This window comes from Roseomonas sp. SRI_022 (genome assembly GCF_057586215.1).
In genome coordinates, this window is record NZ_JBYCZL010000014.1 from 34,269 (window position 1) to 48,658 (window position 14,390).

The 14,390-nt window shown below is 67.4% G+C and carries 11 protein-coding genes, 1 tRNA gene and 1 pseudogene; 9 read left to right on the forward strand and 4 right to left on the reverse strand.

From position 1 onward, the window contains the following. Nucleotides 1-100 precede the first annotated feature (100 nt). The 3 genes from AC2YHJ_RS15385 (at nucleotide 101) to AC2YHJ_RS15395 (ending at nucleotide 2,835) form a co-directional block, all read left to right on the forward strand. On the forward strand, nucleotides 101-1,801 hold the full coding sequence (locus AC2YHJ_RS15385; RefSeq protein ID WP_487396961.1) for a tetratricopeptide repeat protein: 1,701 nt from the start codon (nucleotides 101-103) through the stop codon (nucleotides 1,799-1,801). Beyond that, complete coding sequence (locus AC2YHJ_RS15390; RefSeq protein ID WP_487397061.1) at nucleotides 1,798-2,652, forward strand: 4-(cytidine 5'-diphospho)-2-C-methyl-D-erythritol kinase; 855 nt, start codon at nucleotides 1,798-1,800, stop codon at nucleotides 2,650-2,652. The genes AC2YHJ_RS15385 and AC2YHJ_RS15390 overlap by 4 nt, the downstream gene beginning before the upstream one ends. Before the next feature lie 108 nt (nucleotides 2,653-2,760). Continuing rightward, nucleotides 2,761-2,835: transfer RNA gene (locus tag AC2YHJ_RS15395), tRNA-Gln, on the forward strand. Nucleotides 2,836-3,120: 285 nt separating this feature from the next. Here AC2YHJ_RS15395 and AC2YHJ_RS15400 read toward each other — a convergent pair. Both AC2YHJ_RS15400 and AC2YHJ_RS15405 read right to left on the reverse strand, forming a co-directional pair. Beyond that, nucleotides 3,121-3,930, reverse strand: coding sequence for a hypothetical protein (locus AC2YHJ_RS15400; RefSeq protein ID WP_487396962.1), 810 nt, complete (start codon nucleotides 3,928-3,930; stop codon nucleotides 3,121-3,123). 271 nt (nucleotides 3,931-4,201) lie between these two features. Beyond that, nucleotides 4,202-6,076, reverse strand: a complete 1,875-nt coding sequence (locus AC2YHJ_RS15405) for an alpha/beta hydrolase domain-containing protein (protein WP_487396963.1) — start codon at nucleotides 6,074-6,076, stop codon at nucleotides 4,202-4,204. Nucleotides 6,077-6,278: 202 nt separating this feature from the next. Between AC2YHJ_RS15405 and AC2YHJ_RS15410 the strand changes: the two are divergent. Together AC2YHJ_RS15410 and AC2YHJ_RS15415 are read left to right on the forward strand one after the other, a co-directional pair. After that, a pseudogene (locus AC2YHJ_RS15410) lies at nucleotides 6,279-6,543 on the forward strand (Y-family DNA polymerase); the annotation flags it as partial. A 177-nt stretch (nucleotides 6,544-6,720) separates the two neighbouring features. Further along, a complete protein-coding gene (locus tag AC2YHJ_RS15415) occupies nucleotides 6,721-7,179 on the forward strand; it encodes an ABC transporter permease (RefSeq protein WP_487397062.1) in 459 nt (152 codons plus the stop codon). 76 nt (nucleotides 7,180-7,255) lie between these two features. On the opposite strand, the gene AC2YHJ_RS15420 is transcribed toward AC2YHJ_RS15415, so the two are convergent. Both AC2YHJ_RS15420 and AC2YHJ_RS15425 read right to left on the reverse strand, forming a co-directional pair. After that, the gene (locus tag AC2YHJ_RS15420) at nucleotides 7,256-7,819 is read right to left on the reverse strand and encodes a GntR family transcriptional regulator (RefSeq protein WP_487396964.1); all 564 of its coding nucleotides are present in this window, start codon (nucleotides 7,817-7,819) and stop codon (nucleotides 7,256-7,258) included. Between the two features lie 372 nt (nucleotides 7,820-8,191). Next, on the reverse strand, nucleotides 8,192-8,923 hold the full coding sequence (locus AC2YHJ_RS15425) for an IclR family transcriptional regulator (RefSeq protein ID WP_487396965.1): 732 nt from the start codon (nucleotides 8,921-8,923) through the stop codon (nucleotides 8,192-8,194). 295 nt (nucleotides 8,924-9,218) lie between these two features. Between AC2YHJ_RS15425 and AC2YHJ_RS15430 the strand changes: the two genes are divergently transcribed. The 4 genes from AC2YHJ_RS15430 to AC2YHJ_RS15445 all read left to right on the forward strand — a co-directional run bounded on the left by AC2YHJ_RS15430 (nucleotide 9,219) and on the right by AC2YHJ_RS15445 (nucleotide 14,192). After that, the gene (locus tag AC2YHJ_RS15430; RefSeq protein WP_487396966.1) at nucleotides 9,219-10,559 is read left to right on the forward strand and encodes an LLM class flavin-dependent oxidoreductase; all 1,341 of its coding nucleotides are present in this window, start codon (nucleotides 9,219-9,221) and stop codon (nucleotides 10,557-10,559) included. Next, nucleotides 10,556-11,932, forward strand: coding sequence for an LLM class flavin-dependent oxidoreductase (locus tag AC2YHJ_RS15435; RefSeq protein WP_487396967.1), 1,377 nt, complete (start codon nucleotides 10,556-10,558; stop codon nucleotides 11,930-11,932). The genes AC2YHJ_RS15430 and AC2YHJ_RS15435 overlap by 4 nt, the downstream gene beginning before the upstream one ends. Before the next feature lie 80 nt (nucleotides 11,933-12,012). Then, the gene (locus AC2YHJ_RS15440; protein WP_487396968.1) at nucleotides 12,013-13,203 is read left to right on the forward strand and encodes an LLM class flavin-dependent oxidoreductase; all 1,191 of its coding nucleotides are present in this window, start codon (nucleotides 12,013-12,015) and stop codon (nucleotides 13,201-13,203) included. Then, nucleotides 13,203-14,192, forward strand: a complete 990-nt coding sequence (locus tag AC2YHJ_RS15445; RefSeq protein WP_487396969.1) for an LLM class flavin-dependent oxidoreductase — start codon at nucleotides 13,203-13,205, stop codon at nucleotides 14,190-14,192. The genes AC2YHJ_RS15440 and AC2YHJ_RS15445 overlap by 1 nt, the downstream gene beginning before the upstream one ends. Nucleotides 14,193-14,390: the final 198 nt, after the last annotated feature.

The following is a 14,390-nucleotide window of genomic DNA, read 5'->3' on the forward strand; positions in this document are numbered from 1 at the left end:
CGCCCTGCCTTGCCGCGGGGCAGGCGGGTGGTAGGGTCATGCCCCGCCAGGCCCGCGATCCGTCGTGGTGCGCCGCAACGCGGGCCGCTAGGATGACCCGATGAAGTTTTCCGTCCGTTCGTCCCGCCCACTCTTCCTCGCGGCGGCGCTGCTGTCCGCCTGTGCAGCCGGGGAAGGCGGCGCGGCCGGACCGACAGGATACGTCCCGTCCCCGAGCAATGCCTTCGGCGCCTATCTGGCCGGACGGTTCGCGACATCCGAATCCGACACGCGGGTCGCGGCGGACAGCCTGCTCGCCGCCCTGCGCGCCGATCCCGACCAGCCCGAAGTGATCGAGCGCGCCTTCATCGCGACGCTGCTGGACGGCCGGCCCGAGGCGGTGCGCCTGGCGCGGCGGCTGCCCGAGAATTCGCTGGCCGCCCTGCTGATCGCCGGCACCGACGCCCAGGCGGGCCGCTGGGACCGGACGGAGCAGCGCATTCGCGCCCTGCCCCGCCAGGGGGCGGCGCAGTTGCTGCAGCCGATGCTCCTGGCCTGGTCGCTGCAGGGGAAGGGGCAGACCGACGCGGCGCTCGCGCTGCTGCGGCCGCTGGCGGAATCCGGGCGGCTGCGGACGCTGTATGCGATGCATGCCGCACTGATCTGCGACCTGGCCAATCGCCCGCGCGAGGCTGAGCGGTTCGTGCGCATCGCCATTGGCGACCCGCAGCCGATGACGCTGCGACTGGTGCAGATCGCCGGCGGCATCCTCGCCCGCGGCGGCAAGGAAGCGGATGCCGAGCGGCTGCTCGAGGCCTATGCGCGCAACCAGGAGGACCTCGTGCTGTCCTCCTCGCCCACGGCGCAGCGAGACCTGTTCGCGAACCGCGCCGTCGCTTCCCCGGTGGAAGGCTTCGCGGAGGCCTATCTCGCCCTGGCCGGATCGTTGCGCGGACAGGGGGCGGCGGAGTTCTCGCTGGCGCTGACGCGCCTGGCGCTGCGGTTGCGGCCGGGCTTCGCGCCGGCGCTGCTGATGGGGTCCGACGCGCTGGTCGATGAGCAGCAATATGCCGCGGCACTCGCCATGCTGGACCAGGTGCCATCCGACGACCTGCTGAGCGGGCTGGTGGGGCTGCGGCGGGCAGCGGTGCTGGATCGCATGGACCGCACGGAGGATGCGGCGGCGCAACTGCGCGCCATCGCCTCCACCTTCCCGGCCGCGTCGCAGCCCCATGCCCGGCTCGGCGACATGATGCGCGGCCGGCAGCGCTGGGCGGAGGCGGCTGCGGCCTATTCCGAGGCGATCCGCCGCGTGCCGGCGCCGGCCGCGGTGCATTGGCCGCTGTTCTACAGCCGTGGTGTGGCGCTGGAGCGTGCCGGCGACTGGCCCGGGGCCGAGGCCGATCTGCGCCGCGCGCTCGAGCTCAGCCCCGAGCAGCCCTATGTGCTGAACTACCTCGGCTACACTTGGGTCGAACGGGGCGAGCATCTGGGCGAGGCGCGGCGGATGCTGGAACGCGCGGTGGCGCTGCGCCCGCAGGATGGCAACATCGCCGACAGCCTGGGCTGGGCGCTGTACAAGCTGGGCGACATGCAGGGCGCGATCCGCTGGCTGGAACGCGCGGTGGAGTTGGAACCGCGCAACAGCGTGGTGAATGACCATCTCGGCGATGCCTATTGGTCGGCGGGGCGGCAGCGGGAGGCGCAGTTCCAGTGGCGCCGCGCGCTGGCACTCGGCCCCGAAGGCGACGAGGGCGCGAGGATCGAGGCCAAGATCAGCAGCGGCCTGCCCTCGAACCCGGTCGCGGAGAACCGCCGCTGAACGAGGCCGCCCCGGCGAAGGTCAACCTCCACCTTCACGTCACCGGCCGGCGCGCCGACGGGTACCACCTGCTGGACAGCCTGGTCGTCTTCGCCGGCGCGGCGGATGCCGTGCATGCCGCAGCCGCCGATGGCCTGACGCTGGCGCTGGACGGGCCGGAGGCCGCCGCGCTGCGGGCCGAGCCCGACAACCTGGTGTTGCGGGCGGCCCGTGCGCTGGCCGAGGCGGCCGGCGTGCCGGCGCGGGCGGCGCTGACGCTGACGAAGCGGCTGCCGGTAGCGTCGGGCATCGGGGGCGGCAGCGCGGATGCCGCCGCCGCGCTGCGCGCGTTGAACGCGCTGTGGGGGCTGGGCTGGGGGGAGGCACGGATGGCCGCCCTGGCCTTGGGCCTTGGGGCGGATGTCCCGGCTTGCGTGGCATCGCGGCCCTGCCGCATGGGGGGGATCGGCGAGGTGCTGGCACCGGCGCCACGCATCCCGGAGTGCGGGCTGGTGCTGGCGAATCCACGGGTCGGGTTGGCGACGCCGGCGGTCTTCGCGGCGCGGCGGGGCGGGTTTTCCGCGGCCGCGGCCTTGCCCGAGGGCTGGGTGGATGCGGTTGCCATGGCGCGGGACCTGGGCGGCCTGGGCAATGACCTGGAAGTGCCGGCGATCGCGCTGTGCCCGGCGGTTGCCGAGGTGCTGGCGGCGCTGCGTGCGTCGCCCGGCTGCCTGCTGGCCCGCATGAGCGGTTCGGGTGCGACCTGCTTCGGACTGTTCGCCAATCCGGCCGAGGCGGCCGGCGCGGCGGCCGCGCTGCCTGGCAGATGGTGGCGATGGGGCGGAGGGCTCCATCGGGCGGCCAAGGCATGAGGATCGTGGAGCAGTCCGGCCGGGGCGTCGCTTGCGCCGTGCGCGCCGGTCCACCATAAGGCGATCGACCGGCCGGCATTGCCGGCGGCATCCCATGCCAGGCCCTGGTGGGGCGTAGCCAAGCGGTAAGGCAGCGGTTTTTGGTACCGCCATTCCCAGGTTCGAATCCTGGCGCCCCAACCACGCTAAGTAGTTGATATTGAAGGATTTTACCTTCGGGATGGGCCCTCGCAGTAAGGCCCAGAATACCGCGGCTGTGCGCCGATGTCGTTCTCGCAGCCTGCCCGAGAGAAGCATGTGGTCCCAGATTCGGCGTGCCATGCCGGCCCGTGTCTCTCCTGCCCCTTTCGGCAGTACGAGTTTTGCCGGGGGCTCTCGATGCGGCACCGGACGGGAAAGCGAGACCGCGTCGGATCGACGCCGACGCGTGCCTCTGCATCCCTGGTATCGTTGGGGCGTTCGTCGGGATCAGCGGAACCCGAGCGCATCGCGCTGGTGCTGCCAGTCGAGCGGCAGGCCGCGCCGGCACTCGTGCAGCAAGCTGGCCGCTGAGAGTCCTGCCGGATGCCGACCGTTCATGATTGCAGTCAGGATGTCCGGTGCGAGGAACGCCAGCCTGATGAGGCGCGAAGCATAGGAGCCGCTGACACCCTCCAGCGCTGAAAGTTCCCCGAGGCCTACCACCTCGCGACGCTGTACTTTGTCCCACATCGAGCGGGCGCGCCGGATTAATCGCATCATCGCTGGATCGGCAACGGGCGCCGCTGCCGGATCCGCGCCGATCACCATCGCGATCCCCTTCCCGGCACGCCGCAGCGATGCCTGCACGGAGAGGACCAACTCCGATGCATCCGCCTTACGCAGGCTGCTCTCGAGAGGTTGTGCGTCGGATCTCGCCGTCAACAGATCGAGTAGGCGGCTAGGCCGCACATGCGGGTCGATCCGATCGGCATGCAGGCTAACGCGCGATAGCATTGCGAGCAGCATCTGCCGGACCTCGGTCATGCTCAGCTTGGCCCAGTTCCGATCAAGGTCGGATGCCCGATCCAACAGCCGGCGGCGCCCCGCGGCGTCCGGCACGGTGGACTGCAGCACTGCATACAGGGCCACCTCATCGGCAAGGAGCCGTCGGATGCGGCCGATCACCAATTGCTCGAGATCGCTCGCAGGAACGCGGCGGCCCGTCGACGACGAGGACCGCGGTGAGGCGATCAACGTTTGCGAAACATAGTAGCGATACCGCCTATCCCCCAGGTGTTCCAGCGCGTGGCGCGGCACAACGCCACATTCCAGCGCTATCCGCGAAAAGACATCGGGTTACGGCAGTGAGCGGCATTGGAGCGTGAAGCCGCCAACAACGTCAATCGACCGGAACCATCTGGGTTCGCGAATCAACGGCCGCTTGCGAATTGCAATGTGAATAATCTGAAAGGCCGCATCGGGCGCGGAGCAGTCATGAATCTTGAAGAAGCCGTGCGCTCCGATGACCGGCGAACTGCCTGAACATCGAGGCGCACGCCGACCGTCGCGTCACGGCCGTGTACAAATCCTACCGACGCAGCCTCGCCAGCGTATCGGCTCTCGCGGATGCAACAACCGCATCAACGTCTTCCGCCAGCATCAGCCGTTCGGCGACCAGGCGCTCCGCGGCCAAGCGTACGGCGGCAACGTAGCCGTCCTGCGCTGCATAGCGCTCCTCGATGGAAGGCCGCGGGTCGCGTGCCGCATCACGTTCGATACGCGTGGCGGCAAATGGCACTACGGCGCCGGTATTGTAGCACAGCGCCCCTGGCGCGAGGCCTTCGCTGCGCGGATTCCAACCCGTGTAGGTCGCTCGCGGCACCTCGACCGCCACGCTGCGGACACCGCCAATCGCGTTGCCATCCGCATCCACGCGCGGAAGTAGTACGGCGTACTCGCCGCGCACTGCTGGCGGCATGACGCTGTTGTCCACAAGCTGCGCCGGTCCATACGCCCCCCGATAGCCGAGCGCCGCGATCCCAGCGTAGAGACCGTCCGCCGGCACCAGCGTCCCCTGGCTGCGCATGGGGTAACGGGTGGCTGGCGGTTCGACGCCCTCGCGCATCCAGGCTTCCATGGCGACCAGCAATGCCCGCGCAGGCGCCCCCGCGTGCAGCGGATTCACCGGCAACGCGCAGCGGTCGATGCGCGAGGCCGTCGCCGTCGCCAGGGCGAAATGCGGATGCCCGGTCATGGCATAGGCGCGCACTTCAGGCGGCAGATCGATATGATTGCCGCGCGTATCGGTCACGAGCAGCGAGGCGCGCGCGCCCCAGAACTCGTATTCGCTGTCCGTCTGCATCACCAACGGGCAGGTGTTGGACAGGCGGCAGCGCAGCAGCAGCCCGTCGCGCCGTCCGGTCAGGTGATCTTCCGTGACAGCGTAGGTGAAGGGGAACTGGTCCGCCGGATAGAGCCTGTCGCCATGCGGCGTCGGGTTGCGCCCCGGCTGCGCGAACCGGGCATTGGTGAAGGTGCGTCGCGTGCCCGGGATGTGCGGCAGCATCGCGTCATAGACACGCCGGCCGCGCTCATCCTCATTGAAGCCGAAATAGAGGTAGTCGCGCACGAAGCGGCTCGACTGCGAAACGCCATGCAGGGTGGCACGATCCACCGCGACCCGACCATCCGCTGCCAGCGGGTTGCCGGCGCCGCGCTCCCGCATCAGGAAGGCGCCGACGTCCCGCATGGCGGCGAAGGCCATGCCCTGCACCGTTGGGTCGCGCGCCGTGTAGGTGAACTCGTACAGCGCACCGGCATCGAAGCCGGTCGGCCGCGAAATCTCAATCTGCTTCGGATCGACAAAGCGGAAGGACAGTCCGGGCGGCGTCTGCCGCGCATCCTCGAAGCGCCCGCGCACGGTAAGCGTCGCGCCCTGCTCGCTCGCCGCGGGATAGGTGAGCGGCACGATGGCCGGGGTGGTGGTGTTGTCGAAGAGGAACTCCTCGCGCGAGACGCCGGTGACATTCGGCACCACCGGTGCCTCCAGCCGCAGCCCCGCGCCACGTCCTTCGCCCGGCGGGATGTCAGCCTGCCAGCCGACCCAGACCAGGGTCAGGCCCTGGCGGAGCAGGAAGCCGTTGCCGGCATCGCGCCCGCTCATCAGCCCGTTGGCGGTGCCGTCATTGTAAAGCTGGCCTGCGAGCTCCCGGCCTCGGTTCGGCGCCTCGACCATCAAGGTGCCGTTGCCGCGGAAGGCCTGGGCGGGGCGCAGTACGACGACCTCGGTGACGGCCTCCACGCGGCCCTGCGCATTGCGCGGCGCAAGAGCGATGTCGGCAATCAGCGCGTTGCGTGGATCGGCTGGATCCAAAGCGATCGTGGCGCGTGCCGCGATACGCTCGTAGCGCCCGACCTCCCCGAAAGTTCGGCCGTCGAAGACGATCTCCGGCGCGCCGATCACCTCGAAGCGCGTGACCTCAGCGCGCGATGGCGCCTACAGCATGCAAAGGCCGGCCACGGCCAGCGCGGCTGTTCGGATGTGCATGGGATCGTTCCTCCGTCGGACGAAGCTAGGCCGCAAGTGCCAACAACGGAAGGGACAAAGGAGGTTCATTGCCTCTGAGTTGTTCACTATACGTTCTTGATGGGCTAGCCTGCCATGGATGGAGCGCCCGGCTCGCAAGATCATCCACATCGACATGGACGCCTTCTACGCGTCGGTGGAACAGCGCGACGATCCGTCCCTACGCGGCCGGCCGGTGGCGGTCGGCCATGGCGCCGCACGTGGCGTGGTGGCCGCCGCGAGCTATGAGGCGCGGGCCTTCGGTGTCCGCTCGGCGATGCCGTCCGTCACAGCCTTGCGCAAATGCGCCGAACTCGTCTTCGTCCCACCGCGCTTCGAGGTCTACCGGGCCGTGTCCCGGCAGACGCGACTACAACGAGGAACGGCCGCACGGGTCACTGCGAAACTTGACCCCGCGGGCATTCGCCGAGCAGGCTCAACACGCCCGAGAAGTTGCCTAGGCTCCGGACCAGAGTTGGGGTCAGGACCACACGGGCCAAGTCTCTCATAGCCCGTGGATCCCCAAGCAGGGGCAGGTCACGCTGGCACCGCTCTTCGTCCTGTGGATCGGCATCGGCATGTGGATGAAGATTGTGCTGACCTCGACTGTCGTCTTCTTCCTCGTCTTCCTGAACACCTTCACGGGCGTTCGGAGCGTCAGCCGGGAGTTCGTGACCATCGTGCGGCTGATGGGGACGAACGAGCGCCATGTGCTGGGCAAGATCGTGCTGCCCTCGGCGATCACCTGGGTCTTTGCCGGACTGCGCATCTCGGTACCCTACGCGCTGATCGGCGCGATCGTGGACGAGTTGATCGCCGCCAATCGCGGGCTCGGCTTCGTGCTGGCGAGTGCCTCCGGACAATTCGACACCGCCGGGGTTTTCGCAGCGCTGATCGCCATCATGCTGCTCGCCTTCACGCTGAATGGCTTGGTGAAGCTGGCAGAACAGAAGCTCATGCCTTGGAAGGCCTCCGAAACTGCCCAGGAGGTTACCGTCTGAGGAGGCGCTTCCCGGTCATACAAAGGTGCGGCGCCCGGCCCTGACGCAGCTTGCGGGAGGGGTGCCAGCGCGCCGATCAGCGTCTCGCTCGGATCGGCTGCGGCACGGTGGGCGCGTCACCCTCGAACCGCAAGGCTTCGAGTAGGAAGGTTGTCATCCGCTCGATCTCTGTCTTCAGTTTCAGCGCAGCATCCTCGCCCGCTCCCCGGCGCAAAGCGGCGAGCATCAGGTCATGCCGGTGACCCGCCTCCGGCGGTCGACCCATCAGGATCCAGCGCGCATCCCAGAACAGCGGTCCACGACGAAGCCATAGTGCCTCGATCATGCTGAGCAGCATCGGCGCGCCCGCCCTGCGATAAAGCCCGAACAGGAACTCGCGGTCCTTCTGCAGGAAGGCCTCGGGCCAGCCGGCAGCGCGCGCGGCATCGTGTTCGGCCACGACCTCCGACAGCCCATCGAGAGTGCGCCCATCCACCCGCGTCGCGGCCAGGCGGACCGCGAGCGGCTCGAGCTCGGCACGGATGGCGCTCAACTCCTGGAAGGCGGCGCGGGTCAGGCGCGGGACCAGGACGGTGCCCGATGGCAGGGCATCCCCGGCCTGTTCGGTAGCGAGCCGGCGTAGCGCGGTCCGGGCGGGCATCGGGCTGGTGCCGAGCGCCTGTGCGATGCGGCGCCCTCCGACAGCGCCTTCGCCATGACTGTCGGCCTCCACTCCGACAGTCAGCTTGAATCAGATCCCCTCCCGCGTCGCGGAAGACCAAAGATTCAGGCAGGTCGAAATACGTTCTAGACGCATGCGTCCGCCGACGGCGCAGGTAAGACGCCGTGGGGCGACCGGGCGGTGCTCGGCGATGGCGACCGATAGCTCGGGGTCGGAGGGATAGGCGAAGGTGCAGGCACGGCGTAGCCGGTGTGCTCGCGTACTGCGACGCACAGCGCATGATTGATGCGCCCAGCATCCACGCCATCCTGCTGCCCTCGCGAACTACCCAAAGGCCACGACACACTTTCTCTATCCGCTCTGAGAAAGCGCCCGGGCTGCGTCAACGACCACCGACATATACGTATCTTCGGCTGCCTTCGGCGTCATACGTGACCGCAACGTCGCGACATTGATCGCGCCAATGGGCAACCCCGCTGCATTCACGATCGCGGCCGCAACCGAAAGGTCGCCGTGGTGCAACTCTTCGAAGGCGGTCGCGTAGCCGCGTGAAGCAGTGAGCAGCAGTTTTTCCCGCAGATCCTCCAGGCGCCAGACCGTGCTTGGCGTAATTGGTCGGCGATCGCAGCTACGCAGGATGGCCATGGCATCGTCGATCGGCAACCGCGCCAGCATCGCAATACCTGGCGCGCTACAATACGCCGGGGTTCGCGCGCCGATGACAATGTCGGCATTGATCACATGCCGTGCAGCGATACGAGAGACGAAGACAACCTCAGTATCGTCGGGGACGGTCAGGTTCACCGTCTCTTCCGTCGTATTGCTGATATGCAGCAGGTACGGCCGGGCGCGCGCGATCAGCGTGTTGGTGCGGATGTAGCGGAAGCCGAGATCGAGCGTGCGCACCGTGAGTTCGAAGCGCTTCGTCACCTGGTCCTTGCGTAGGTAACCGAGCGTCACCAGCGTGTGGGTGAAGCGCTGGGCGGCGCTCATGTCGAGTTCTGCAGCGGCGGCGATCTGGGTCAGGCTCAGCGACGGCCGCGCCTCGTCAAAGGCGCGCAGGACGCGGAAGGCCTTGTCCACTGACTGGACCCGCATCGGGTCGTGACTTGCGGGGCGCTCCCGGAGCTGCTGGACGGCTTTGCTTGCTGGCATCGGCACCGATGATGGATGTGTGAGTGACGCTGTAGTGATCGCAGCCTTTGCGGCGCCTGTGCAAGCGGCAGACAAGGCGCGTGGGCTGCGCGACTTGCCTAAACATATCGCCTTTCGATAATTTTTCCCGGCATACGACATTTTCCGGTTGAACCGGAAGACGCTGCATCGCAACATCCCTGCAACATGGCCGGCTGATGCGGAGCACACGATGCAACGTCGGATGATCCTGGGCCTCCCAATTCATTTCCTGGGCTACCACCAGGGTTGTTGGCGTTTGCCGGAGGTGCCGGCCGACGGGATGCTGCACTTCGAGCATTTCGCCGAATGCGCCCGCATCGCCGAACGCGGGAAACTGGACTTCGTCTTTCTGGCGGATTCAGCGGCCGTCCGTAACCTCGACGACCCCTCCATCCCGCGCGACCGTGAGCATGAGCACCTGCGCGTGGAACCCATGGCGCTGCTCGCGGCGCTGGCTATGGTGACGGAACGGATCGGCCTCGTTGCCACGGCGTCCACAACCTACAATGACCCCTTCATGCTGGCGCGCGGCTTCGCCTCGCTGGACCACATCGCGAGGGGGCGGATCGGCTGGAACCTGGTGACCGGCTTCAGCCGGGATGAGGCTCGCAACTACGGCCATGATGCCGTCATCGATTCCGACATCCGTCATGCGCGCGCGCGCGAGTTTGTCGATGTTGTCAACGGACTCTACGATAGCTGGGATGACGGTGCCTTTCCGCGCGACCGCACCACCGGCATCTATTTCGACCGCGCGAAGATGCATTTCCTCAATCATCGGGGAGCGCATTTCAAGGTGCGCGGGCCGCTCGACGTGCAGACGCCGCCGCAGCGGCATCTGCCGATCATCACTGCAGGCTACTCCGACCAGGCAAACGAATTCACCGCGGAGCATGCGGATGCCGTGTATTCCGCGGCGCCGACGATCGAGGTCGGTCGCACCTACTACGCCGACATCAAGGGGCGGATGTCGAAGTACAGCCGTCCGCCCGAAGCGGTAAAGGTGCTCGCCGGCATCATGCCCTTCCTTGGCCGGACGCGGCAGGAGGCGCGGGATAGGCTCGACCGGTTGCAATCGCTGATCCAGCCGGAGGTCGGGCTGGGCATGCTCCGCCTGCACAACTTCCCCGACCTGCGTGGGCACGATCTCGACGGGCCGATGCCGGAGATCGAGCTGTCGCGCGGGCGCTACGACATGTTCTCCGACGCGCTGCTGGAGCGTGTGCGGCAAGAGAACCTCACCATTCGCCAAACCTACGAGATGATCGCAGAAGGATTCTGGCAGTACGGCAAGGTTGGCACGGGCGCTGACATCGCCGACGCGATGGAGGAATGGTTTACCACCGGCGCAGCGGACGGCTTCAACATCCAGTGCCCCTACCTGCCCGGCGGCGCCGCGGAATTTGTCGATCTGGTAGTCCCTGAACTCCAACGGCGCGGATTGGTCCGCAAGGAGTACGAGGAGACGACGCTGCGTGAGCGGCTCGGCATGACACCCGCCGTCAGCCGCTACGCGGCGCACCGGGAGGAGATTCAGGCATGAGGCAGATGAAGCTTGGCCTGTCGATCGCCTCGGCAGGCTACCACTATTCCGCCTGGTGCCACCCGGATGTGGATGTGCTGAGCGCCACCTCGATCCAGCACCATGTGAAGGCCGCGCAGCTCGCGGAGCGCGGGAAGATGGACTTCGTCTTTCTCGCCGACTGGTCCTCCATCCTCAGCGTCGACGACACGCGCATCGCGCGGGACCGGGAACAGGCGCAGGTGAAGGTCGACCCGACGCTCGCCATGGCAGCGGTCGCCGTCGTGACGAAGCATGTCGGCCTGATGCCGACCGCCAGCACCACCTACTGGCATCCCTTCAACTTCGCCCGGCGCATGGCGGCGATCGACCACCTGTCGGGCGGTCGCGTCGGCTGGAACATGGTGACCAGCCACGGGCTGGACGAGGCGCGCAATTTCGGGCTCGACAAGCCGATCGATTCCGACACGCGGCACGACCGCGCGCGGGAATTCCTGCATGTCATGCGCGGGCTTTGGGATTCCTGGGATGACGACGCCTTTGTCCGCGACAAGGAATCGGGGCAGTTCTTCCGGCCGGGCTCGGTGCATCTGCTGAATCATAACGGCAGGCACTTCAAGGTGCGCGGGCCACTCGACATGTCGCGCCCGCCGCAGGGCTTCCTGCCGATCATCACCGCGGGCACATCCGACAATTCGCAGGACCTTGCGGCCGAACTGGCCGACATGTGCTACGGCGGCCAGCCGAACATCGAGGCCGCGCGCGCCTACTACACCTCGGTGAAGGGGCGGTTGCCAAAGTACAGGCGCAAGCCCGAGGACCTGCTGATGATGCCCGGCATCCAATGCTATGTCGGGCGCACGCAATCCGAAGCCGAGGACAAGTTCGCGCTGATGCAGAGCGTGATGCCGAAGGAAGTCGGCATCGGGCAGCTCATCGTGAATCACTTCCCCGACCTCAGCGCCTATGGCCTGGACGATCCGCTGCCCGATATGACGATGCGCAGCGAGTTCATGGGGTCCGAGAAGCTCGGCGGGCGCGAGCCCGAACTGACCCTCGCCCTGATGCGCCGCGCACGGGATGAGAAACTGACGCTGCGGCAGTTGTTCGATGTCGCGCTGTGCGGCTTCTGGTCGCTCGGCATCATCGGTACGCCGAAGACGATCGCGGACATGATGGAGGAGTGGTTCACCACCGGCGCGGCGGATGGCTTCAACGTGCAGCCGCCCTACCTGCCCGGCGGCGGCGAGGACTTCGTCGATCTCGTTGTCCCGGAGCTGCAGCGCCGTGGCCTGTTCCGCACGGCGTATGAAGGCCGCACGCTGCGCGAGAATCTCGGCCTGCCGCGGCCGCCCAGCATCCATGCCACCCCGGTCGCGGAGGCCGCGGAATGAAGCCCCGCAAGCGCATGATGAGCCTCGGGCTCTCGATCGCAAATCTCGGCTACCACTACGCCGCCTGGCGGCATCCCGACGTGCCGGCCGACGGCAATGTGGACTTTCGACACTTCGTCCACTGCGTGAGATTGGCCGAGGCCGCGAAGCTGGACGGCATCTTCCTGGCGGATTCATCGGCGGTGCGCGACCTCGACCGCCCAGAGATCGCGCGAGAGATGGAGCATCAGCTCGTCAAGCACGAACCCACCGCTCTGCTGACCGCGCTCGCGATGGTGACGAAGCATATCGGCCTCGTGCCCACCGCCTCCGCGACTTACAATGAACCCTTCAATTTGGTGCGGCAGTTGGTAACGCTGGACCGTATCAGCCATGGCCGCGCCGGCTGGAACATGGTCACCGGCTTCAGCATCGACGAGGCGCGGAACTTCGGCCTCGACAAGGTCGCGCCGTCCGACGAACGGCACGAACGCGCAGCCGAATTTGTCGCGGTGATGCGCGGGCTCGAGTCCGGCCCCATCGATCATCAGGGTAAGCATTTCCGTGTCCGCGGCTCGTTCGACTTGCCACCCGGTGCGCATCGTATCCCGCTCTTCACCGCAGGCGAATCTGACAATGCACAGGAACTTGCAGCGCGCTGCGCCGATGTCGTCTATGGCGGCCAGCCCAACATCGAGGAGGCGCGCGCGTACTACGCCTCGGTAAAGGGGCGACTGGCGAAGTACGGGCGCGACCCGGACGAGTTGAAGATGATGCCAGGGATCATGGCCTTCGTCGGCCGCACGGTGCAGGAGGCGCGCGACAAGTTCGACCGCATGCAGGCACTGATCGAGCCGCGGCTCGGCCTGGGACTGCTCGCCGTTAACAGCTTCCCGAATTACACGGGCTATGACCTGGACGGGCCGGTACCGGACCTGCCGATGCCCGGAGGGCGCAAAAGCGACTTCGTAGTCGGCGCACTGGCCAAGGCAAGGCGCGATGGCCTGACGCTCCGCCAACTCTACGAACTGGTCTCCGGCGGCTTCTGGCATCTCGGCATGGTCGGCACGCCGACGATGGTTGCCGACCTTATGGAGGAATGGTTCACCACTGGCGCCGCGGATGGCTTCAACATCCAGCCGCCTTGCATACCGGTCGATGCCGTGGACTTCATCGAGCTCGTAGTCCCCGAACTGCAGCGCCGCGGCCTGTTCCGCACGGAGTATGAGGGCACGACGCTGAGCGACCATCTGGGCCTGCGACAGGGCGTGCCAATGGCGGAGGTGGCGTGATGATGCCGCTTGGCGTCGCGCTGAGCGCCTCGGGGGCGGTCGCCGATCTCGACCAGGTGCTGGCAGCGGCACAGGCGGCGGAAGCAGCGGGCTTCGACTTCCTCTGCCTACCGGAACGCCCAGGCCTTGATCCGATCGCGATCGCGGCCGCGCTGTCCGCGGTCACAGAGAGGATCGGCCTGATCCCGTCCTGCTCCGCGCCCTTCCACAATCCGTACAACCTCGCGCGCCGGATGGGGTCGATCGACCACATCAGCCGCGGGCGCTTCGGCTGGTCGCTGCAGCCGGCGCCGCCTCCGTCGGAAGCAGAACGTTTCGGACATTTGGCTTTGCCGGAAAGTCATGCCGCAGCACCCCGCGCGGCGGAACTCGCCACGGTGATCGCCGGGTTGTGGGATTCCTGGGACGACGACGCCTTCATGCGCGACAAGGCGAGCGGCATGTACTTCGACCGCGCAAAGTTCCACTGGCTCAATCACCACGGGCCGCATTATCGCGTGCGCGGCCCGCTCGATACCGCACGTCCGCCGCAGGGGCGCCCGCCGATGATGGTGCTGGCCGGCACGGCAATCGGCGACGAGTTGGCTGCGACGACAGCGGAGCTCGTGCAGATCATGCCACGGCATCTAGCGGATGCGCGAGCGGCCTGCGCGGCGCTGCTGCGGGGGCTCGCCGCGCACAGCCGTACGCCGGATGCGGTCTGTATCCTGGCCAGCATCGCGCCAGAGGGTGCGACAGTTCAGCCGGGTCCGCTGCGGCTTTCGGAGACGCCCGCGATGCTGGCGGCGCTGATGGGGGAATGGCGTAGTGCACGGGCGGTCGATGGGTTCGTCGTCCATCTGCCGGATTTACCCGACATGATCACGAATCTCGCTGTGGGGTTGATGTCCGCGCTGTCCCGGCAGGGGCTACGCGATGCGGTGCCCGCTCAGGGCACGTTGCGCAGCAGGCTGGGCCTCGCCGCGGCGCCGAGCCGATATGCCGCTTGATGTGCACGCCCGCGAATGAGGCATGCTGATGCGCGACGGGGCCACTTCGTCCTTGATCCTGGGCAAGTTTCCGATGGCTCGCCCTTTTTTCACGCCGCGGCACGCGATTCCGACTCGCGCCCGCGCCACCTGCCGGATCTAGTATCCCGATGCGCGCCAAGCTGCGGGCGCGATACGGGAGAGAGCGTCCGTCACGAA